This is a genomic window from Pseudomonas sp. S5D5 (assembly GCF_003013355.1).
GTDB lineage: Bacteria > Pseudomonadota > Gammaproteobacteria > Pseudomonadales > Pseudomonadaceae > Aquipseudomonas > Aquipseudomonas aylmerensis.
The window spans coordinates 1,456,241-1,477,777 of record NZ_PTEO01000001.1 but is presented as its reverse complement, the minus strand read 5'-3'; the positions used below and the strand labels follow the sequence as shown (position 1 = coordinate 1,477,777).

21 protein-coding genes are annotated in these 21,537 nt (G+C 61.5%); 4 read left to right on the top strand and 17 right to left on the bottom strand.

Annotation, left to right across the window (positions count from 1 at the left end; translation table 11 throughout):
• Position 1: 1 nt before the first annotated feature.
• The 8 genes from pabC to C9990_RS07015 form a co-directional block, all read right to left on the bottom strand.
• Positions 2-817, bottom strand: a complete 816-nt coding sequence (pabC, locus tag C9990_RS07050) for an aminodeoxychorismate lyase (protein WP_106802862.1) — start codon at positions 815-817, stop codon at positions 2-4.
• Complete coding sequence (gene fabF / locus C9990_RS07045) at positions 817-2,061, bottom strand: beta-ketoacyl-ACP synthase II (protein WP_065909287.1); 1,245 nt, start codon at positions 2,059-2,061, stop codon at positions 817-819. The genes pabC and fabF overlap by 1 nt, the downstream gene beginning before the upstream one ends.
• A 128-nt stretch (positions 2,062-2,189) precedes the next feature.
• Positions 2,190-2,426, bottom strand: a complete 237-nt coding sequence (acpP, locus tag C9990_RS07040) for an acyl carrier protein (RefSeq protein ID WP_003175607.1) — start codon at positions 2,424-2,426, stop codon at positions 2,190-2,192.
• 191 nt (positions 2,427-2,617) lie between these two features.
• On the bottom strand, positions 2,618-3,361 hold the full coding sequence (fabG, locus tag C9990_RS07035; protein ID WP_065909285.1) for a 3-oxoacyl-ACP reductase FabG: 744 nt from the start codon (positions 3,359-3,361) through the stop codon (positions 2,618-2,620).
• Positions 3,362-3,392: 31 nt separating this feature from the next.
• Positions 3,393-4,331: an ACP S-malonyltransferase gene (gene fabD / locus C9990_RS07030; RefSeq protein WP_106802861.1), complete on the bottom strand. Its 939-nt coding sequence runs from the start codon at positions 4,329-4,331 to the stop codon at positions 3,393-3,395.
• 126 nt (positions 4,332-4,457) lie between these two features.
• Positions 4,458-5,468, bottom strand: coding sequence for a phosphate acyltransferase PlsX (plsX, locus tag C9990_RS07025; RefSeq protein ID WP_106802860.1), 1,011 nt, complete (start codon positions 5,466-5,468; stop codon positions 4,458-4,460).
• Between the two features lie 4 nt (positions 5,469-5,472).
• Positions 5,473-5,655 (bottom strand): 50S ribosomal protein L32, encoded by a 183-nt coding sequence (gene rpmF, locus C9990_RS07020; protein ID WP_003179396.1) that lies wholly within the window; start codon positions 5,653-5,655, stop codon positions 5,473-5,475.
• A gap of 13 nt (positions 5,656-5,668) precedes the next feature.
• The gene (locus C9990_RS07015; RefSeq protein WP_010566563.1) at positions 5,669-6,199 is read right to left on the bottom strand and encodes a YceD family protein; all 531 of its coding nucleotides are present in this window, start codon (positions 6,197-6,199) and stop codon (positions 5,669-5,671) included.
• Between the two features lie 105 nt (positions 6,200-6,304).
• Between C9990_RS07015 and C9990_RS07010 the strand changes: the two genes are divergently transcribed.
• Positions 6,305-6,883 (top strand): nucleoside triphosphate pyrophosphatase, encoded by a 579-nt coding sequence (locus C9990_RS07010; RefSeq protein ID WP_106802859.1) that lies wholly within the window; start codon positions 6,305-6,307, stop codon positions 6,881-6,883.
• Between the two features lie 130 nt (positions 6,884-7,013).
• On the opposite strand, the gene C9990_RS07005 is transcribed toward C9990_RS07010, so the two are convergent.
• From C9990_RS07005 to rluC, 3 genes are read right to left on the bottom strand one after another with little or no spacing between them, the layout of a single operon-like run.
• A complete protein-coding gene (locus C9990_RS07005) occupies positions 7,014-7,997 on the bottom strand; it encodes a S49 family peptidase (RefSeq protein WP_065909277.1) in 984 nt (327 codons plus the stop codon).
• Between the two features lie 21 nt (positions 7,998-8,018).
• The gene (locus C9990_RS07000) at positions 8,019-8,681 is read right to left on the bottom strand and encodes an HAD-IA family hydrolase (protein WP_106802858.1); all 663 of its coding nucleotides are present in this window, start codon (positions 8,679-8,681) and stop codon (positions 8,019-8,021) included.
• Positions 8,668-9,627 carry a 23S rRNA pseudouridine(955/2504/2580) synthase RluC gene (gene rluC / locus C9990_RS06995; protein WP_028617584.1) on the bottom strand — a complete coding sequence of 320 codons (960 nt, stop codon included), beginning with the start codon at positions 9,625-9,627 and terminating at the stop codon, positions 8,668-8,670. The genes C9990_RS07000 and rluC overlap by 14 nt, the downstream gene beginning before the upstream one ends.
• A 767-nt stretch (positions 9,628-10,394) precedes the next feature.
• Here rluC and rne point away from each other — a divergent pair.
• Positions 10,395-13,658 carry a ribonuclease E gene (gene rne / locus C9990_RS06985; protein ID WP_106802857.1) on the top strand — a complete coding sequence of 1,088 codons (3,264 nt, stop codon included), beginning with the start codon at positions 10,395-10,397 and terminating at the stop codon, positions 13,656-13,658.
• Between the two features lie 116 nt (positions 13,659-13,774).
• Here rne and C9990_RS06980 read toward each other — a convergent pair whose 3' ends face one another.
• The 3 genes from C9990_RS06980 to C9990_RS06970 all read right to left on the bottom strand — a co-directional run bounded on the left by C9990_RS06980 (position 13,775) and on the right by C9990_RS06970 (position 16,948).
• The gene (locus tag C9990_RS06980; protein ID WP_106802856.1) at positions 13,775-14,371 is read right to left on the bottom strand and encodes an NTP transferase domain-containing protein; all 597 of its coding nucleotides are present in this window, start codon (positions 14,369-14,371) and stop codon (positions 13,775-13,777) included.
• A complete protein-coding gene (locus tag C9990_RS06975; RefSeq protein ID WP_065909273.1) occupies positions 14,368-15,354 on the bottom strand; it encodes an XdhC family protein in 987 nt (328 codons plus the stop codon). The genes C9990_RS06980 and C9990_RS06975 overlap by 4 nt, the downstream gene beginning before the upstream one ends.
• Positions 15,355-15,613: 259 nt before the next feature.
• Complete coding sequence (locus tag C9990_RS06970; RefSeq protein WP_065909268.1) at positions 15,614-16,948, bottom strand: dicarboxylate/amino acid:cation symporter; 1,335 nt, start codon at positions 16,946-16,948, stop codon at positions 15,614-15,616.
• Between the two features lie 339 nt (positions 16,949-17,287).
• Here C9990_RS06970 and C9990_RS06965 point away from each other — a divergent pair, with 339 nt between their 5' ends.
• The gene (locus C9990_RS06965) at positions 17,288-18,286 is read left to right on the top strand and encodes an AraC family transcriptional regulator (protein WP_065909264.1); all 999 of its coding nucleotides are present in this window, start codon (positions 17,288-17,290) and stop codon (positions 18,284-18,286) included.
• A 41-nt stretch (positions 18,287-18,327) separates the two neighbouring features.
• On the opposite strand, the gene C9990_RS06960 is transcribed toward C9990_RS06965, so the two are convergent.
• The 3 genes from C9990_RS06960 to C9990_RS06950 are packed head-to-tail and all read right to left on the bottom strand — an operon-like array spanning position 18,328 to position 20,675.
• The gene (locus C9990_RS06960; protein WP_065909262.1) at positions 18,328-19,674 is read right to left on the bottom strand and encodes an ATP-binding protein; all 1,347 of its coding nucleotides are present in this window, start codon (positions 19,672-19,674) and stop codon (positions 18,328-18,330) included.
• The gene (locus C9990_RS06955) at positions 19,671-20,348 is read right to left on the bottom strand and encodes a response regulator (protein WP_065909260.1); all 678 of its coding nucleotides are present in this window, start codon (positions 20,346-20,348) and stop codon (positions 19,671-19,673) included. The genes C9990_RS06960 and C9990_RS06955 overlap by 4 nt, the downstream gene beginning before the upstream one ends.
• A gap of 18 nt (positions 20,349-20,366) precedes the next feature.
• A complete protein-coding gene (locus C9990_RS06950; protein WP_106802855.1) occupies positions 20,367-20,675 on the bottom strand; it encodes a hypothetical protein in 309 nt (102 codons plus the stop codon).
• A gap of 143 nt (positions 20,676-20,818) precedes the next feature.
• On the opposite strand from C9990_RS06950, the gene C9990_RS06945 reads away from it, so the two are divergent.
• Positions 20,819-21,535 (top strand): 4'-phosphopantetheinyl transferase, encoded by a 717-nt coding sequence (locus tag C9990_RS06945; RefSeq protein ID WP_106802854.1) that lies wholly within the window; start codon positions 20,819-20,821, stop codon positions 21,533-21,535.
• Positions 21,536-21,537: the final 2 nt, after the last annotated feature.

Here is a 21,537-nt window from a genome sequence, read left to right as displayed (position 1 = left end):
CTCAAGCATCCAATAGCGCGCGAACAATGCCCTGCAGTTTACGGGTGAGCGGCCCAACCGGCCAGCTCATCGCAGCGCAGCCACGCACCGGCCAAATGCCATACACGCTGTTGCACACAAAGACTTCGTCAGCCTGTTGCAACTGCTCGAGACTCACGTCAGCCACGGCTACCGGGACGCCCAGGGCTTGTGCCTGGGCCAGGATCTCGGCGCGCATGACCCCGGCAACCCCGCAACGATTCAGATCGGCGGTTAGTAACAAGCCATTACGCACCAGGAACAGGTTGCTGAAAACGCCTTCGATGACCCGCCCGGACATATCCAGCATCAAGCCTTCGGCATGTTCGGCATCTTGCCACTCGGCACGGGCAATCACTTGCTCCAGGCGGTTGAGGTGCTTGAGACCGGCCAGCAAGGGCTGCTCGGACAAGCGGGTGGCACACGGAAACAGGCGGATACCGTCGGTTCCATGGGCGTGGGGATAATGAGCAGGCGCATTGCCCTGCAGGAGACGGCGCACCGGTGCACCAGGGTTGAGACCATAACCGCGCAGGCTGTCGCCGCGGGTGAGGATCAACTTGAGGACACCGTCGCCGAGGGCGGCGGCATAAGCCAGCACTTCGCTGCGGATCAACGCGTGATCCGCCGCTAAAGCGAGGCGCTTGCAGCCCTCTTCGAGGCGCTGCAAGTGGCGGTCGAGCAACACGGGTTGCCCGGCCCTGACGGCGAGGGTCTCGAACAGACCATCGCCATACGCCAGGCCGCGATCTTTCAGGGGCACGCTGTCCGCTGGCTGACCGTCGACCCAGCTGTGCATCACTCGGCGAACCGGCGGAACACCAGGGAACCGTTGGTGCCGCCAAAGCCAAAGGAGTTGGAGATCACCACGTCGATCGGCATCGGCTGCGCTTCGTGCGGCACGAAGTTCAGGTCGCAGCCTTCGTCCGGCTCATCCAGGTTGATGGTCGGCGGAGCGACCTGATCCTTGATGGCCATCACGCTGAAGATCGCCTCGACCGCGCCCGCCGCGCCCAGCAAGTGGCCGGTCATGGACTTGGTGGAGCTGACTGCCAGCTGGTAGGCGTGCTCGCCGAACACCGACTTGATGGCTTCGGCTTCCGCCAAATCGCCCGTCGGGGTCGAGGTGCCGTGGGCGTTGATGTACTGCACCTGCTGCGGATTGACCTTGGCATCGCGCAGCGCATTGGTGATGCAACGCGCAGCGCCGGCACCGTCGGACGGTGGCGAGGTCATGTGGTAGGCGTCGCCACTCATGCCAAACCCGATCAGCTCGGCGTAGATGGTCGCGCCACGCGCCTTGGCGTGCTCCAACTCTTCGAGTACCAGCGCACCGGCACCGTCGGACAGCACGAAGCCGTCGCGGCCCTTGTCCCAGGGACGGCTGGCACGGGTCGGCTCATCGTTGCGGGTCGACAGCGCACGGGAAGCACCGAAGCCGCCCATACCGAGGCCACAGGCGGCCATTTCGGCGCCGCCGGCGATCATCACGTCAGCTTCGTCGTAGGCGATGTTGCGCGCGGCCATGCCGATGCAATGCGTACCGGTGGTGCACGCCGTGGCGATCGCGTAGTTAGGTCCCTGTGCGCCCAGGTGGATGGACAGGAAACCGGAAATCATATTGATGATCGAGCCCGGGACGAAGAACGGTGAAATTCGACGGGGGCCGGAATCATGCAGCGTGCGGCTGGTTTCTTCGATATTGGTCAAACCGCCAATACCCGAACCCATGGCCACGCCGATGCGGTCACGGTTGGCGTCGGTGACTTCCAGGCCGGCGTTACGCACTGCCTGAAAACCGGCTGCCAGGCCGTATTGAATGAACAGGTCGAGTTTGCGGGACTCCTTGACCGAGAGATAGTCCTCGACATTGAAGCCCTTTACCGAGCCGCCAAAACGGGTGGAATAGGCAGAAAGGTCCGTGTGTTCGATCAGACCAATACCACTGTGGCCAGCCAGAATGCCCTGCCAACTGCTCGGCACATCCGTGCCCAGTGGCGACAACATACCCATACCGGTGACTACGACGCGTCTACGCGACACAGCACTCTCCTTTTTCTTGATGACGACACTTTGCTTCGGCGCTCACTTTTCATCAGGGCTAAAGAAAAAACCGCACGCCGTTACAGCAGTGCGGTTTTTCCCTAACAGCAAGCGACGACTACAAACTATTACGCCTGGTGGCTAGTAACGTAGTCGATAGCAGCTTGAACAGTAGTGATTTTTTCAGCTTCTTCGTCCGGGATTTCGGTCTCGAATTCCTCTTCCAGAGCCATCACCAGCTCAACGGTGTCAAGGGAATCGGCACCCAGGTCTTCTACGAAGGAAGCAGTGTTGACCACTTCTTCTTCTTTAACGCCCAGTTGCTCGGCGACGATTTTCTTGACGCGCTCTTCGATGGTGCTCATACCTTGTTTAACTCCTAATGGACAAATTCAGGCAGCTGGCCAGTGGGTAAGTGTATAGAAAGCCTTTTCAGCTTTTCAACTGAAAGCTTCACCCTGTACCCGGTCGGCCACCTGCCTATAAATTAAGTTGCAGCTTTATAACGGATTTTAGACAGCTCGTATGACATTTTTTTGAAGCGATCCGTCACAATTTAACTCATGTACATCCCGCCGTTCACCGGGATTGTAGCCCCAGTCACGTATGCCGCACCGTCGGATGCCAGGAAAGCGACCACATTCGCGATCTCTTGAGCCTGGCCCAGACGGCCCAGCGGAATCTGCGTCAGCAAGCCTTCACGCTGTGCTTCCGGCAGCTCGCGGGTCATATCGGTGTCGATGAACCCTGGGGCCACCGAGTTGACCGTAATCGACCGCGAACCGACTTCACGTGCCAATGCACGGCTGAAACCTTCCAGACCGGCCTTGGCGGACGCGTAGTTTACTTGGCCTGCGTTGCCCATGGCACCCACTACGGAGCCAATATTGATAATTCGGCCCCAACGCGCCTTGGTCATGCCGCGCAAAACACCCTTGGACAGGCGAAACAGACTGTTCAAGTTGGTATCGACCACGTCGTACCACTCGTCGTCTTTCATGCGCATCATCAGGTTATCGCGGGTAATACCGGCATTGTTCACCAGAATCGCCGGCGCGCCGAACTGTGCGGTGATCTCGGCCAGTACGGCAGCCACGGATTCATCGCTGGTCACGTTCAGCTCAAGGCCGGTGCCCTGTACGCCGTTTTCCTTCAAGGTCGCGGCGATACGCTCGGCACCCGAGGCGGAAGTGGCGGTGCCGATCACAACGGCGCCCTGACGGCCCAGTTCCAGGGCGATCGCCTGGCCAATGCCACGGCTTGCGCCGGTAACCAGTGCAACTTTACCTTGCAGACTCATGCAGGCTTCTCCTAAGTTCGGGGATCAGGTTTCAGGCCTGTGCCGCAAGCGCGGCAGCGAAGGCATCCGGGGTATTGAGGTTGGCAGTCGACACGCCGTCGGCGCAGCGCTTGTTCAGGCCGGCCAGGACTTTGCCCGGGCCGCACTCGACCAGTTCAGTGGCGCCATTGGCAGCCAGGGTCTGCACCGATTCTACCCAACGCACGGGCTTGTAGAGCTGCTCCAGCAGGTCGCGCTTGAGGGTGTCGAGGTCTGCAGCCACGGCTGCGCTGACGTTCTGCACCAGCGGAATCTGCGGCGCCTGCCAGTTGATGGCAGCGATGGACTCGGCAAAACGCTCGGCCGCCGGGCGCATCAGCTCACAGTGCGACGGCACGCTGACCGGCAACGGCAGGGCGCGTTTGGCACCGCGTGCCTTGCAGCCTTCAATGGCGCGTTCGACAGCCGCCTTGGCACCGGCGATCACCACCTGGCCAGGGGAGTTGAAGTTCACCGCGCTGACCACTTCGCCCTGGGCCGCTTCGGCGCAGGCTTCGATCACCACGGCATCGTCCAGACCCAGGATAGCGGCCATGCCGCCCTGCCCGGCCGGAACGGCTTCTTGCATCAACTGGCCACGACGCTCAACCAGCTTGACCGCCTCACCCAGGGTCAGGCTGCCCGCCGCCACCAGGGCGCTGTACTCACCCAGGCTGTGACCGGCAACGAATGCCGGACGCGCGCCACCTTGTGCCAGCCACAAGCGCCACAGGGCGATCGAAGCGGTCAGGATGGCCGGCTGGGTCTTGTCGGTTTGATTGAGTTGCTCTTCCGGCCCCTGTTGGGTCAGTGCCCACAGGTCGTAACCCAGGGCATCGGAAGCTTCCTTGAAGGTATCCAGGACCTGCGGATATTGCGCGCCCAGCTCGGCCAGCATGCCGAGGGACTGCGAACCCTGCCCTGGAAAGACGAATGCGAGGGATGTAGACATGTAACAAGCCCCTAATGATCTGGTCGTCGGAAATCGACGCCCCTACGATGGGAGCGCACGAAACTGACAGATTGGATGGTCAATTGAACTGGCCGGTCACATTTAAGCATTCCCGGGCCGATTCGCCTAAGGCAACAGGTCCTCGAGACGGCCGTGCAAGCGTTGCGGCAGGTTTTCCTGGATCTCGATCAAGGCCCGTGCAATCGCGCTCTGAAAGCCTTCCACACCAGCAGAACCATGGCTCTTCACCACAATGCCCTGCAGGCCGAGAAAACTCGCACCGTTATGCCGCGCCGGCGCCAGGTCAGCCTGCAGGCGCCGCATCAGTGGCAGTGCCAGGGCACCGACCAGGCGCGACGCCAGATTCTGCTTGAACAAGGCCTCGATACGCGCAGCAATCATGGTCGCCAGGCCTTCGCTGGATTTGAGCAGGATATTGCCGACAAACCCGTCGCACACCACCACATCCGCTTCGCCACGGTACAGGCCATCACCTTCGACGAAGCCTACGTAGTTCAAACCCCGCGCACCCTGCAGCAAGGTGGCGGCCAGCTTGACCTGCTGGTTGCCCTTGATGTCTTCGGTACCGATATTCAGCAAGGCCACGCGCGGACGCGCCACGCCCAATGCTTCGGCAGCCACCGAGCCCATCACTGCGAACTGGAACAGGTGCTCGGCACTGCAATCGACATTTGCCCCCAGGTCCAGCAGTTGGCAATAGCCTTTCTGCGTCGGAATCGCGGCCACCATCGCCGGCCGGTCAATCCCCGGCAGCGTCTTGAGCACGTGTCGGGACAGCGCCATCAACGCCCCGGTATTGCCGGCACTGACACAGGCTTGCACCTTGCCATCACGCAGCAACTCAAGGGCCACCCGCATCGAAGAGTCGGGCTTGCCGCGCAGGGCTGCCGCCGGCTTGTCATCCATGCTGATGGTTTCGCTGGCTGGCGTAATCGTCAGGCGCGCGCGATCCACCGCCGGATAGCTGGCAATCAGTTCTTCAAGAAGGGAGGGTTGACCGACAAGGGTCAGGTGCAGCGAGGGTGTGGCAGACAGGCTGGCAATGCAGGCCTGAACAATGCTGCGGGGACCGAAGTCCCCGCCCATTGCGTCAATCGCGATGACTAGGGCAGACAAGTGATTACTCGTCAGCGCCCTTGTCGATCACTTTACGGCCACGGTATACGCCTTCTGGCGATACGTGGTGACGCAGGTGAACTTCACCGGTGGTCTTTTCTACGGACAGGGTGCTAGCCTCGAGAGCGTCGTGCGAACGGCGCATGTCACGGGCGGAGCGGGATTTTTTGTTCTGCTGAACAGCCATAATTGATTAACTCCTAAACGTTTGGGTCACGCTTTAACTGCGCCAATACACTGAACGGGTTGGACCGCGTTACCTCGTCCTCGCTCGGTTCGGGCTCGTCATCGAGGCCCGCCGGCTGCTGGCATTCTTCCGGATGATGAGCAGGCACAATGGGCAAGGCGAGCAAAAGCTCCTCCTCGATCAGTGCATGCAGATCCAAAGGATCTTCGCCCAGTTCCAGCACGTCATAACCTTTCGGCAACGACTGGGTATTCGCACCCTCCTTCACCACAGCATAACTGCACTCGCTGTGGATCGGCAGGGTGACCAGCTCAAGACAACGCTGGCAAACCATTTTGACTTCGGTGTCGATAAAGCTGTGAATTACCACAGATTTACGTTCATCTCGTTCAAAAACGAATTTGGCCTGCACCGTACCGACAGTGTCGGAAAGCGGGTCGCAGAGTCTCTCCAAATCGGCCAGCAGCAACTCACCTTGAAGGGAGGTGCCACGATCAGCCAATTTGCGCGGGTCAACGTGAGGTGGAATCGGGTCATTCAACATAGGCGCAGCATTATAGGGATGCACCCGGCCATGTCAAAGGAAATTCAGCCCTGTGCGTCAGCCGGTCGCCCCGCTAGAATCCCCGGCTGCCTTGAGGAGACGCCCATGCTGCCTTTATTACTCGCATCCAGCTCGGTTTATCGCCGGGAATTGCTCAGCCGCCTGCACGTGCCGTTCATCTGCAGCTCGCCGGATATCGACGAAAGCCACCGTGCAAATGAATCCGCCGTCGACCTGGTCAAGCGCCTGGCCGAAGAGAAAGCCCGCGCCCTCGCCGCCCGTCATCCAGGCCATTTGATCATTGGCTCCGACCAAGTGGCCGCGCTCGACGGCCGGATCATCGGCAAGCCCCACACCTTCGAGAACGCCCGCGAACAATTGCTGGCGGCGAGCGGCAAGCGTGTGAGCTTTCTGACGGGCCTGGCACTGCTGAACAGCGAGACAGGGCACTGCCAGGTCGACTGTGTGCCGTTTACCGTGCACATGCGTGAGCTGGACGCTGAGCGTGTTGAGCGCTATCTGCGGATCGAGCAGCCGTATGACTGCGCAGGGAGCTTCAAGGCTGAAGGCTTGGGTGTGAGCCTGCTCCAGAGCACCGAAGGGCCGGACTCGACCAGCTTAGTGGGCCTACCATTGATACGACTGGTCGACATGCTGCTGGCCGAAGGCGTGCAAATCCCCTAAGCCCACCACCAAACTACTGTGGGAGCTGGCTTGCCTGCGATAGCGGTGGTCCTGCCACTATAAATGTCGACTGGCCAACCGCTATCGCGGGCAAGCCCGCTCCCACATGTGAATCGATGCGCCTGCTGGATCAGCGCAGGCTCGGGCCTTGGAAGCCCATGTAGAACGCCAGCTTCTCGGCCACGCTGGCACCCAGCCGCTTGGAGAAGCGATCAAACGGCGATTCCTCAACCGTGAAATCCACCAGCTCTTTCTCGCCAATCACATCGCGCGCCACCGAGCTGGCACTGCCCAGGCCATCGATCAAGCCCAGCGGCAACGCCTGCTCGCCCGACCACACCAGCCCGGAGAACAGCTCCGGATGGTCTTTGTCCTTGAGGCGATCACCGCGCCCCTGCTTCACGCTGGCGATGAATTGACGGTGGGTGGTGTCGAGCACGCCCTGCCAGAACTGGGTTTCATCGGCCTTTTGCGGCTGGAACGGATCGAGGAAGGCCTTGTGCTCACCCGAGGTGTAGGTGCGACGCTCCACGCCGAGCTTCTCCATGGTGCCGACAAAGCCGTAACCGGCCGCCGTTACACCGATGGAACCGACCAGGCTGGCCTTGTCGGCATAGATCTGGTCAGCAGCGCTGGCGATGTAATAGGCGCCCGAGGCACCCAGGTCGGAAATCACCGCGTACAGTTTGATATCCGGGTGCAGGCCGCGCAGACGACGAATCTCGTCATACACATAACCCGATTGCACCGGGCTGCCGCCAGGACTGTTGATGCGCAGGATCACACCCTTGACCTTGGGATCTTCGAACGCGGCACGCAGACTGCTGACAATATTGTCGGCGCTGGCCGACTCCTTGTCGGCAATCACCCCGCGCACTTCAATCAGGGCAGTGTAGTTGGCGCCGCGGGTTGCGCTTTTTTCCATGTCCATCAACGGACTGAACAACGCGAGCATGGCAATAAGCCAGACAAAGGTCAGCAACTTGAAGAAAATCCCCCAACGCCGTGCCCGGCGCTGCTCCTGGACACTGGCCAGGAGGGTTTTCTCCAGCAGCTTCCAGCTCTTGTCATCACTGCTATCGGCCTTTTCGGGCGCTTTCCACTCGTCACTCATGCCATTAACCCCAGCAAAGACTTATCGGGCCTGGCTGAGCCAGGCCTGCAGTTCAGAAAAATGATCAATCGTCAGCCTGGGCTCGTATTGCTGCAAGGCTTCCGCTGCCTGGGCACCGTAGCTGACCGCCACGCTGTCCATGCCGGCATTGCGCGCCATCATCAGGTCGAAAGAAGCATCGCCCACCATCAGTGCCTGGCGCGGCGCTACACCACAATGCGCCAGGATCTGCTCAAGCATCAGAGGGTGAGGTTTGCTGGCAGTTTCATCCGCGGCGCGGGTGATATCGAAGAAGTCTTCAAAACCATGCGCCTTGAGCACCCGATCCAGCCCGCGACGGGCCTTGCCGGTGGCAACAGCGAGGTGATACCCCTCGGCGCGAAACGCTTCCAACGACTGCATCACGCCCTCGAACAACGGCGAAGGCGTGGCCTCCATCGCAATGTAGTGATCGGCGTAATGGTCGCGGAACGCAACTAGCTCAGCGTCGCTGATCTGCGGGTACAGGGTGCGAATCGCCTCCGGCAAGCCCAGGCCGATGATGCCCTTGACCGCCAGGTCGCTGCACAGTGCGTAGCCGGAACGGGTCGAAGCGGCGTGCATCGACTCGACAATCCGGCCAATGGAATTACACAGAGTGCCGTCCCAATCGAAAATCAGCAGTTTGTAATCAAGGTGCGACACTCAAACGCTCCACGGTCTTGGCCCACATCTCATCGACCGGCGCCTGCAGCTTCAGCTCGCCGCCGTCGGGCAGCGGCACAGTGAGCATGTAGGCGTGCAGGAACAGGCGCTTGCCGCCCAGGTCGCGGATCTCCTTGGAGAAATCCTCATCGCCGTACTTGGTGTCACCGGCAATGCAGTGGCCTGCGTGCAGCGTGTGGACGCGAATCTGATGGGTACGCCCGGTGACCGGCTTGGCCTCGACCAGGGTGGCGAAATCGCCGAAACGGCGCAGCACTTTGAACAGGGTCAGGGCTTCTTTGCCCTCCTCGTCCACTTCGACCATGCGCTCGCCGGAACGCAGGTTGCTCTTCTGCAACGGCGCACGAACGCTCTTGATCGAACTGGCCCAGTTGCCGCGCACCAGCGCCATGTAGCGCTTGTCCACGCCATCGCCACGCAGGGCGGTGTGCAGGTGGCGCAACATGCTGCGCTTTTTGGCAATCATCAGCAGGCCGGAGGTGTCACGGTCCAGACGGTGGACCAGTTCCAGCTCCTTGGCATCCGGGCGCAACTGACGAAAGGCTTCGATCACGCCGAAATTCAGGCCGCTGCCGCCGTGAACCGCAATGCCGCAGGGCTTGTTGATCACGATCAGCTTGTTATCTTCGAAGACAATGGAGGCTTCAAGGCGCTGCAACAGGCCCTGGGCCAACGGTACAGGCTCGTCGCGTTCTGGCACGCGCACCGGTGGCACACGGACGATATCGCCCGCCTGCAACTTGTACTCGGGCTTGATGCGGCCCTTGTTCACGCGCACTTCGCCTTTACGCAAGATGCGGTAAATCAAGGTCTTGGGCACGCCTTTGAGCCTGGCCAGGAGAAAATTGTCGATGCGTTGGCCGGCATATTCCGGCGAGACCTCGAGCAGCTGGACGCTGGGGGTCTGGGGGGCGGTAGTCGTCATGGCGGCGATGATAACAATTTTTTATGGAATTGAAGCACTTAATCATTGCTGCTATAGTCGCGAACGCCGCCAAAAGCGGCCTGGACAGAGGACTTGCGGCAAACTGCCGGCCCTGACCATCGCAATTCATCAGGACGCGAGGCCGTCCTACGGGGCTTTCGCCACCCTGGAAGGCTCGAGATTGTAACAAGCGCAGGTGACATGAGGCCTGAAGCGAGTGCAGAAAGCAGAGTGAATACTCGCATTCTGCGCCGATATTTACGGCCAGTTCACAAAGTGCAGTCAGTCTTGGGCCAGACCATGGCGAATGTTTCGGAAACAACGCCTGTTAAGAGCTGAGTGAGAGCGCAGTCGCCCACACCTAGTCTTGTTTAGCCATGAGCGTGGACTCCCCATTGGAGAACACGGTAAATGCCAACCCGCTGCGGATTCTGCGCGCGGCAGCACCCGAATTATCAGGGATACGTGTAGGGTGGAGATGCACAACCGTCGGACCGTGTAGCACTAGGCTTATATTTAGACGCTTCATCTCGTCCACAGTCGCCGGTTGATTCCTCCTCCTGACCTTAGCTTTTGTTGAAGTGGTGCCTTTGTCACCACCGCTAACAAGCAGGACGCGTCCGTCGCGATACCGGCCCAATTGGCAGGTTTTGCTGGACACTGGAGTGGCCAACCACTCTTGACGCACCTGACACCGACCGTGAGAAGTCGTGTGTGCCGAACGCCGTTTCCGGCAGCCCGGAAACCGACGGTACAACATGAAAAGAATGCTGATTAACGCAACTCAACCCGAAGAGTTGCGTGTTGCACTGGTAGATGGCCAACGCCTCTACGACCTGGACATCGAATCCGGTGCACGCGAGCAAAAGAAGGCCAACATCTATAAAGGCCGTATTACTCGCATCGAACCAAGCCTTGAGGCTGCCTTTGTCGATTTCGGCTCCGAGCGCCACGGCTTCCTGCCCCTCAAAGAAATCTCCCGCGAATACTTCAAGAAAGCCCCTGAAGGCCGCGTGAACATCAAGGACGTCCTGAGCGAAGGCCAGGAAGTCATCGTCCAGGTCGAAAAAGAAGAACGTGGCAACAAGGGCGCCGCCCTGACCACCTTCATCAGCCTGGCCGGTCGTTACCTGGTACTGATGCCGAACAACCCGCGTGCCGGCGGCATTTCCCGCCGCATCGAAGGCGAAGAGCGCAACGAACTGCGTGAAGCGCTGAACGGTTTGATCGCACCGGCCGACATGGGCCTGATCGTTCGCACTGCCGGCCTGGGCCGCAGCAGCGAAGAAATGCAGTGGGACCTCGACTACCTGCTGCAGCTGTGGACCGCCATCAAGGAAGCGTCCCTGGATCGTTCCGCGCCGTTCCTGATCTACCAGGAAAGCAACGTGATCATCCGCGCTATCCGCGATTACCTGCGCCAGGACATCGGCGAAGTGCTGATCGACAGCGTTGAAGCCCAGGACGAAGCCCTGACCTTCATTCGCCAGGTAATGCCGCAGTACGCCAGCAAGATCAAGCTCTACGAAGACAGCGTGCCGCTGTTCAACCGTTTCCAGATCGAAAGCCAGATCGAGACCGCTTTCCAGCGCGTCGTCGAACTGCCTTCCGGCGGCTCCATCGTGATCGACCCGACCGAAGCCCTGGTGTCCATCGACATCAACTCGGCGCGCGCCACGAAGGGTAGCGACATCGAAGAAACCGCCCTGCAGACCAACCTGGAAGCGGCTGAAGAAATCGCCCGCCAGCTGCGCCTGCGTGACATCGGCGGCCTGATCGTGATCGACTTCATCGACATGACCCCCGCCAAGAACCAGCGCGCCGTGGAAGAGAAAGTCCGCGAATGCCTGGAAGCCGACCGTGCCCGCGTGCAAGTTGGCCGCATTTCGCGCTTCGGCCTGCTGGAAATGTCCCGTCAGCGCCTGCGTCCATCCCTGGGCGAGAGCAGCGGCATCGTCTGCCCACGCTGCAACGGCACCGGCATCATCCGTGACGTTGAATCGCTGTCGCTGGCGATCCTGCGCCTGATCGAAGAAGAAGCCCTGAAAGACCGCACCGCCGAAGTCCGCGCGCAAGTGCCGATCCCGGTTGCAGCCTTCCTGCTCAACGAAAAACGCAACTCGATCACCAAGATCGAACTGCGCACCCGTGCCCGTATCGTGATCCTGCCGAACGATCACCTCGAGACCCCGCACTTCGAAGTGCAGCGCCTGCGCGACGACAGCCCGGAAGCCCACAGCGGCCAGTCCAGCTACGAAATCGCCGCTGCCGCTGCCGAAGTGGAAGAAGTCCAGCCAGCCGCTGCGACCCGCACCCTGGTTCGCCAGGAAGCGGCCGTGAAGACGGCGCCGGCGCGTGCCAACGCACCGGTACCGACTGAAGTTGCCGCCCCGGTTGCCGCGCCGGCCGCCCTGCCTGAGCCAAGCCTGTTCAAGGGCCTGGTGAAGTCGCTGGTCAGCCTGTTCGCCACCAAGGAAGAGCCGGCTGCGCCGGTGGTGGTTGAAAAACCTGCCGCTGAGCGTCCAGCCCGTAACGAAGAGCGTCGCAACGGTCGCCAGCAAAGCCGTAACCGCAACGGTCGCCGTGACGAAGAGCGCAAGCCTCGCGAAGAACGTGCTCCACGTGAAGAACGCGCACCCCGCGAAGAGCGCGCGCCACGCGAAGCCCGTGAAGACACGCCAGCCGTAGCCCGTGAAGAACGTGCACCGCGTGAAGAGCGCGCACCGCGCACTCCACGTGCACCGCGTGAAGATCGCAAGCCACGTGGCGAGCGTGAAGAACGCGTGCGTGAACTGCGCGAGCCGCTGGACGCTGCACCTGCCGTTGCCGCTGCTGCCGGCGCTGTCGCTGCTGAAGAGCGTCCAGCTCGCCAGCCACGCGAAGAGCGCGCCCCTCGCGAAGAGCGCCAGCCGCGCCCACCGCGTGAAGAGCGCCAGCCACGTGCCGAGCAAGCCGCTGCTGCCAGCGAAGAAGAAGTGCTGACCGGCGAAGAGCAACTGCAGGACGACGGTCAGGACAACGCCGAAGGCGATCGTCCACGCCGCCGCTCCCGTGGCCAGCGTCGTCGCAGCAACCGTCGTGAGCGTCAGCGTGATGCCAACGGCAATGTGATCGAAGGCTCGGAAGAAGCCGGCGAAAACGCAGAAGCCGCGACCAGCGAACCGACCGGCGCCGAACTGGCTGCAGGTCTGGCCGTTACCGCTGCCGTGGCCAGCTCGGTCATCAGCGCCCCCGCTGAAGCCCAGGCGCACGAGCAAGCTGAACGTGCTACCGCCGCTGTCGAAGAAACCGTTGTGGTTGAAGCACCTGTCGCGCACACCCCAGTGGAAGAAGCGCCAGCTGTTGAAGCACCGGTCGTAGAAGCCACCACCCCGATCGAAGCTCCAGTGGTTCCGGAAGTGGAAGTGGCCCCAGTGGTTCGCGAAGTTCGCGAAGTTCGCGAAGCACAGCCGGAAGCCGAAGTGACCGCTGTCGAGCCAGCACCGGTGGTTGAGCCTCAGCCTGTGGTTGAAGCCGCCGTTGAAGCACCAGCTGAAGCCCCGGTTGTCGAAGAAGCTGCCCCGGCAGTGCGTGAAGTTCGCGAAGAACAGACCGCCTTCCAGTGGACGGCCCCTGAGCCAGCCGCCCCGGTTGAAGCGCCAGCACCTGCCCCTGTGGTAGAGCAAACGCCAGTGCCAGTGGTCGAAGCCGTGGTTGCCGAGCCTGCGCCAGTGGTCGAGCCTCAGCCAGTGGTTGAAGCGCCAGTGGTTGCCGAAGTCGCCGCTCCGGTGGTTGAAGCAGCACCTGCCAGCGCCCTGACCGAAAATGGTCGTGCGCCGAACGATCCACGTGAAGTGCGCCGTCGTCGCAAAGAAGCCGAGGCAGCCGCCGCTGCAGCAGCTGCTGCCGCCGAAGCACCGGCCCCGGCCGCTGAAGCCGTGGTTGAACACACTGCCCCGATCGTCGACGAAGCCCCGCGCGCCGTCGAAGAAGTGGCAGAGCACCACCCAAAGGCCCTGGAAGAAGAGCACGAGCCTAAACCTCTCGTCTGATTCCAACCGCCACTAAAAAGCCCCGCCTGAGTGATCAGGCGGGGCTTTTTATTGACGCAAGAAACCAAGCTTTATCCCTGGGATACATTCGCCTGCAGGCGCTGGCTGGCCGGCTCCTACAGCTGGATGGGGGAGAAATTCAAACTCTGCGGCAGGTCGACGTCCCAGAGTACGCCCGGATCATCTACCGACACCTCGCTGACGGTCGCCTGTGCAAACAGCGGCCTGGCCCCTCGGTCACCGGTCAGCGCCATCAGGCCCGGCCCCAGCGCCCGGTCAAACGCCACGGGATGCCCATACTGCCCATCCTGCACCGGCACGCTGATACCGCCCTCCTCCAGCGCAGCGATCACCCGCTCGATGCTCGACGACTGCACAAACGGCATATCCCCCAGCACCACCAGCCAACCTTCAGCGGTGCCACTGGCCGCGACGGCCGCCGCAATGCTGTCGCCCATCCCAGCTGAATCCAGCAGCAACACTTCGCATCCGTAAGCTTGCGCCAAGCGAATCACCTCAAGGCGCTCCGGCGAAGTCACCACCCAGCGTTTTACCACCCGCGGCGGCAGCGCCAAAAGCACCTGTTCGATCACCGGCCGCGTCACGCCATCCAGGCCGACGCAATCGGCGAGCAACTTGTCTTGATGCGCGCCGGCCTCGGCACGAAAACGACGGCCCTGGCCGGCCGCCAAAACAATCGCGGCAATTGTCACTCCGCCACCACCGGCAGCGGCTTTTTCTGCATTGGCGCTACGCCATTCTTGATCGCGACAATTTCCGCCATCAGCGACAACGCGATCTCCGAAGGCGTATGGCTGCCGATATGCAAACCAATCGGCCCGTGCAAACGCGCGATTGCCTCGGCAGACAAGCCCAGCGCCGCGAGGTTTTCCCGGCGCTTCTGGCTGTTGACCCGTGACCCCAGCGCGCCGATGTAGAACGCGCTGGAATTCAACGCCGTCAGCAGGGCCATGTCGTCCAGGCGCGGGTCGTGGGTCAGACAGACGATAGCGGTGCGCTCATCGGTCTGGATATTCAACACAGCTTCATCCGGCATGCCCGGCACAAAGCGCCCATGCTGCTCTTCCCAGCCGTAGACAAATTCGTCGCGTGGGTCGCAGATAAGGACTTCGAAATCCAGCAAGCGCGCCATTTCCGCCACGTAGCGTGACAGCTGCCCGGCACCGATCAACAGCAGGCGCCAGCGCGGGCCGTAGATGGCCCGCAGGCGCTCGCCATCAAAGCTGACGATGTCGGTCTTGCTCGCGCTGCTCAGGGTCACGGCGCCTGTGGCCAGGTCCAACTCGCGGGCGACAATTTCATGCGCTTCGCAGCGCGCCAGCAATTGCGCGACCCAGTCCCAATCCTGCACACGCTCCTCGGTCAGGCGCAGCGTGCCGCCGCAAGGCAGGCCGAAGCGCGCCGCTTCATCGCGGGTGACGCCGTAGGTGACCAACTGCACCGGCGGCCCGTCACCGGCCAGGCGGCCGTCCTGCAAGCGCGCAATCAGGTCATCCTCGATGCAACCGCCGGACACCGAGCCGATCACCACGCCATCGCCACGCAGCGCCAACATGGCGCCCGGCGGCCGTGGTGCACTGCCCCAGGTCTGGACCACGCTGTACAACACCACCGGCTGACCGGCGCGACGCCATTCGAGCACGCTGCGCAAGACATTCAGATCCACACTGTCCATCAACACTCCTGCAAGCGTGCAGCGCAGCCAAGCGGCTGGCCAATGGATTTTAGAACGGGCAACCCTGCGCGAGTTTCATCAGCGTAGACCGACCCGAGTGAACGGCAGTCCCATAAAGACGGGCTTCAATGCAATCTGATGAAGTGCTTACTTAATGTAAATCAAAAAAATGAAAAAGTGATCCACCCGAAACGCAAACGCCCCGAACAAGTCGGGGCGTTTGTGCGAAGCGTCGGTGTCAATTCACACCAGAAAGCGCTTACTTCACCGAAGCAGGAGCAGGACCTTCGGCGACGCCCAGGTCATCTTCCACACGGGTGTCGGAGATGCCAGTACCGCCGGAAGCCAACTCGCTGTGCAGCTTGTCGGTGTCCAGTTCCTTGACCCACTTGGCCACGACGATGGTGGCAACGGCGTTACCGACCAGGTTGGTCAGCGCGCGGGCTTCGGACATGAAGCGGTCGATACCCAGGATCAGCGCCAGGCCGGCAACCGGCAGGTGGCCGACGGCCGACAGGGTTGCAGCCAGTACGATGAAGCCGCTACCGGTCACGCCTGCAGCGCCTTTGGAGGACAGCAGCAGCACCAGCAGCAGGGTGATCTGGTGGGTGATGTCCATGTGGGTGTCAGTCGCCTGGGCGATGAACACGGCAGCCATGGTCAGGTAGATCGAAGTACCGTCGAGGTTGAACGAGTAGCCAGTCGGGATCACCAGGCCTACAACGGACTTCTTCGCGCCCAGGCGCTCCATCTTGATCAGCATGCGTGGCAGTGCGGATTCGGAGGAGGAAGTACCCAGCACGATCAGCAGTTCTTCACGGATGTAGCGAACCAGCTTCAGCACGCTGAAACCGTGCGCGCGGCAGATGGCGCCCAGCACCACGACCACGAACAGGATGCAGGTGATGTAGAAGCAGATCATCAGCTGGCCCAGTTGCACCAGCGAACCGACACCGTAGGCACCGATGGTGAACGCCATGGCGCCGAGGGCACCGATTGGGGCGAGCTTCATGATCATGTTGATGATGTTGAACATCACGTGCGCGAAGCGATCGATGAAGTCCAGGACCGGCTTGCCGTAGGCACCCAGGCGATGCAGGGCGAAACCGAAGATCACCGAGAACATCAGCACTTGCAGGATGTCGCCGTTGGCGAACGCACCGACGATGGTGTTCGGGATCACATTGAGGATAAAGCCAACCACGCTCTGGTCTGCACCAGCAGTCACGTAGGCCGCGACTTTGGAGGCGTCCAGGGTCGCCACGTCGATGTGCATGCCGGCGCCCGGTTGCACAACGTTGACGACGATCAGGCCGATCAGCAGAGCGATGGTGGAAACGATTTCGAAGTACAGCAGCGCGTAGCCGCCGGTTTTGCCGACCGATTTCATGCTTTGCATGCCAGCGATACCGCTGACAACGGTGCAGAAGATGATCGGGGCGATGACCATTTTGATCAGCTTGATAAAGCCGTCACCCAGTGGCTTGAGGGCCACGCCGGTCTGTGGGTAGAAGTGACCGAGCAAAATACCGATAACGATTGCAACGATCACCTGGAAATACAGGGATTTGTAGATTGGCTGACGAGTCGTCATTGCAAAGTTCCTCAATCGTCCCGTGTGGCAAATATCCGCCATTGCCCACGACACTTGAATTGCGAACCCTCCTGCACTGGAGGGATTTGTTGTTTGCGAGGCTTGTAGGACCAGGCCTGCGCTGTTGTATGTATCGCAAACGGCGTGCCAGCTTTGGTAAAAATCCTACAGGCCTTTAGACATCAGGGCTGGGGGATTTCCGGCCCCTTCTAACGCAGGCAAACAGGTGGCGGATTTCCGCCCACTCGCCCAATCCCGTCCTACAATTTGGCGGATATCCGCCTTGTCCCTCTCCCAGGGGGTGGCTACCATCGGCCACTCCATGGACGAGGCCTTCGCATGCGTGAACGTACCATCGCCAGTCATTACGCCCGGGCGGCCCTCGGCGGTGCACGCCGAGCCGGCTACGATTATTCGGGCCTGTTGTTGCAGGTCGGTATTACCCCGCAATTACTGAGCGAACCTCGCGCCCGTATTGCACCGGAGCAATTTACCCGACTGCTGCAAATGCTCTGGCTGGCGCTGGACGACGAATACCTGGGCTTTGCCGACGGCCCAAGCAAACGCGGCACTTTCGCCATGATGTGCCACGCGCTGATCCACTGCCGCACCCTGGAGAAAGCGCTGGAACGCGGCTTATTATTTTATAGCCTATTCCCACAAGGTCCGCGCTGGCAGCTGACCCGCGAAGGCGACATGGCCCGCTTGAGCCTCGACGACTCGCAACTGTGGGACCCGGACCATTTCCTCAGCGAATGCCTGCTGGTGATCTGGCATCGCCTGGGCAGTTGGCTGATCGGCCAACGGATTCGGCTGCACCAGGCCACGTTCAGCTACCCGATGCCGGCCCATGCCACTGAATACGACCTGCTGTTTCCGTGCACCCTGGTGTTCGGCGCCTCGAGCAGCAGCCTGGTATTTCCCAGCCGCTACCTGAGCCTGCCGCTGCTGCAGGACGAGCGTACGCTCAAGCACTTCCTGGAACGCTCGCCGGCGGATTTGCTGTCGCGCCCCGATGAGGGCGACAGCCTGAGTAGCCAACTGCGGCGCCTGCTGAGCCGCGACCGCACGCCTTGGCCGGACCTCGAAGCCGTCGCCCAGCACCTGCACATCAGCCCGCAAACCCTGCGCCGGCATCTGCGAGAGGAAGGCACCAGCTTCCAGGCTCTCAAGGATGAGCTGCGGCGGGACATCGCCATCTATCATCTGGGGCGGGCGGATCTGTCATTGCAGGAGATCGCCGAGCAGTTGGGATTTTCCGAACCATCGGCGTTTCATCGGGCGTTCAAGAAGTGGACGGGGCTGACGCCGGGGGCGTACCGGGCGCAGGAAAGTTAGAGGTGTGTTGCCGGCGATGAAGCCATCACCGCCGATAAAGCTCACACCGCTGGAAAGTGAATCTTGAACGCCGCCCCACCCAATGGTGAATCACCCAGGGTCAGGCGCGCGCTGTAGCTTTCAATGATGTCCTTGACCACCGCCAGGCCAATGCCCTGCCCCGGATGCTGGCGGTCCAGCCGCTCGCCCCGCTGCAGGATCCGTGCACGCTGATCCGGTGGCACCCCGGGCCCGTCGTCTTCAATGCACAGCTCGGTGCCTTCCAGGCTTTCCACCAGGCTGATGCGCACTTCGCTCAGGCACAGCCGGTAGGCGTTTTCCAGCAGGTTACCGAGCAATTCGAGCAAGGCGCCTTTCTCGATCGGTACGTCGCACTCTTCCGGCAGATCAAAAGACACGGTCACGCGTTTGTCGCGATAGACCTTGTCCAGCGTGTCGCACAGGCTTTGCAGCACCGGTTCCAGGCGCACCTGGTGGCGTACCAGGCCGCTTTTGCGCAGGCTCGCGCGCTGCAACTGGTAGCTGATCTGCTGGCTCATGCGCTCGATCTGCGATTGCAGGACCCAGGCCTGGTCGCGGTCTTCCGGACGCTGGGCCATGTCCTCGCTTACGCCCTGCAATACTGCCAGCGGGGTTTTCAGGCTGTGGGCCAGGTCGTCGAGGGAGTCGCGATAGCGTGCCCGCTGCTCGCGCTCGCTGTGCAGCAAACGGTTGAGCGAGCCGGTCAGGCGCAGCAGTTCGCGGGGATGTTCTTCGCTGAGGCTTTCGCGGGTGCCGCCTTCGATCTGGTCGAGTTCCTGGCTCAGGCGCCGCAAGGCTTGCAGGCCCCAGGTCAGGCCCAGCCATAGCAACGTCAGCAGCACCAGCAACGCTGCGCCGAAGCCCAGGTACAGGTTTTCGCGCAGGCCTTCGAGGGTCAACTGGTATTCGCGCACCGGTTGCAGGGCGACGATACTGAACGCCGCGCTCTTGCCGCCGAGCAGCTTGACCTCGACGTCATAGACGAAGAATTCCTGGCCGTTGGCTTCGCGAATCCGCGCAAATTCATTGCCGCGTCCGTCATAGCGCGGCTTGTAGTTGATGTTTTCTTCTTTGGTCGCCCGCGAGCGCCACACCAGGTGGCCCTCACGGTCGTAGATGTAGCCCAACAGGCGGCTGTCAGTCAGGTTGAAACGTTCGTCGGGCAACTGCGCCGGCATCAGCAGCCGGTTGTTTTCGACGCGTGCCGCCGAAATCAGGGTAGTGACATCCGACGCCAGGCGCTGCTCGATGGAATCCTGCAACGCCAGGCTGAACGCCCCCTGCATGGCCGGCAACAAACCCAGCATGAACAGCACGGCCAGGGTGGCGGCTGCCAGCATCAAGCGCACGCGTAGCGAGCGAATCAACGGCAGCGCTCATTGAACAGGTAGCCCAGGCCGCGCACGGTGTCGATCGGCTTGAACCCCGCCGGGCCTTCGAGTTTGCGGCGCAGGCGGCCGACCAGCACTTCGATCACGTTTGGATCGCGCTCGTCGTCATCGGGGTAGAGCTGCTCCATCAAACGGTCCTTGGCCACCACTTGCTGGTGATGGCGCATCAGGTATTCGAGGATCCGGTATTCGTAGGCGGTCAGTGCCAGCGGCTGTTCGTCAAGGGACGCCTGCTTGCGATTGAGGTCCAGCAGCAACGGCCCGGCGACGATGGTCGATTGGGTAAAGCCGCTGGAGCGGCGCAACAAGGCATTCATCCGCGCCTCCAACTCTTCGAACTGGAACGGCTTGACCACGTAGTCGTCGGCGCCCGCCGCCAGGCCTTCGACCTTGTCCTGCCAGTTGCCGCGCGCGGTGAGGATCAGAATCGGGAAGGTCTTGGCCTGGGCGCGCAATTGGCGGATCAGGTCCAGGCCGCCCATGCCGGGCAGGCCGAGGTCAATGATCGCCAGGTCATGATTGAATTGGCCGGTCTGGTACAGGGCCTCTTCGGCGTTGGCCACGGCCTCGACCACATGCCCACTGTCGGTCAGGCGGGTAAACAGGTGATGACGCAGCAGCGCCTCATCTTCCACCACCAGCAATTTCATAAGGCTCTCCAAAGCAAATCAACTGTCCGACAGGGGGATATCATAGCGGCCCTGCAAGTCTTGCTGGCGCATTTTAATGCCATTGTACTGGCCGGTCAGGTGTTGATAACCGGCGCGATAGCCCTGCTGCGGGGCCGCAAGGCCCAGGGACTGGCCCCAGGGCGTGGGCTGGCTGCCCGCCTCTTCGAAACTCACACGCTGGATCAGCGTGCTGGTTTTCTTGGTTTTCTCACGACCGAATCCTGCAAAGGCGCCATCGGAGGCCTGGACCCCGGCAGTGGCACTCAGCATGGTCAACGCCAACATCAGCTTTTTGATCGCAGTCATGGTGTTACCTCATACGCGCAGGGCTGTGGTGTGTTGAGACCAGCCTACGCAAACGCCCCTGAACTCCCCCTGAACAGGCTCTGAACCTCGCCTGAACCGTTGCGGGCTATCCGGCGGCGCAGCAACTCGGCAAAATACCGCCCATGAATCCCCTACCCGCTTGCTGCACCCCACTCGATGCCCACTGGCCGCTGCCCGCCCCCTTGCCGGGCACGGTATTTCTCAGCACCCGGTTTGACCCGGCCTTGCTGGCGGACGGGGATTTCCAGCGCAGCGCCGTGCCGCCACCGCCGAGCATCCAGCGCTCGGTGGCCAAGCGCCAGGCCGAGTTTCTTGCCGGTCGACTGTGTGCACGCGCCGCCCTGCAAAGGCTGGATCACCTGGATTGTGTGCCGGCGATTGGCGACGACCGCGCACCGGTGTGGCCGGCGCATATCAGTGGCTCGATCACCCACAGCACCGGGCATGCCGCCGCGATTGTCGGGCACAAGGCGCAATGGCGCGGGCTGGGCATGGATCTGGAAAACATCCTGAGCCTGGAGCGCGCGGAACGCCTGGCCGGGGAAATCCTGACCGCCGATGAACTGCAGCGCATGGCCGCCCTCCCTCGCGAACAGGTCGCCTTGCTGGTGACGCTGACGTTTTCGGCCAAGGAGAGTCTGTTCAAGGCGCTTTATCCGATCGTGCAGAAGCGCTTCTATTTCGAGCATGCCGAGGTGGTGGAGTGGTCAGAGGCCGGTCACCTGCGGCTGCGGCTGCTGACGGATTTGTCCGAAGAGTGGTGCCATGGCAAGGAATTGACGGGGCAGTTTGCGCTGGATGACGGACAGCTGTTGAGCCTGGTGGCGGTAGGCGCCTGATA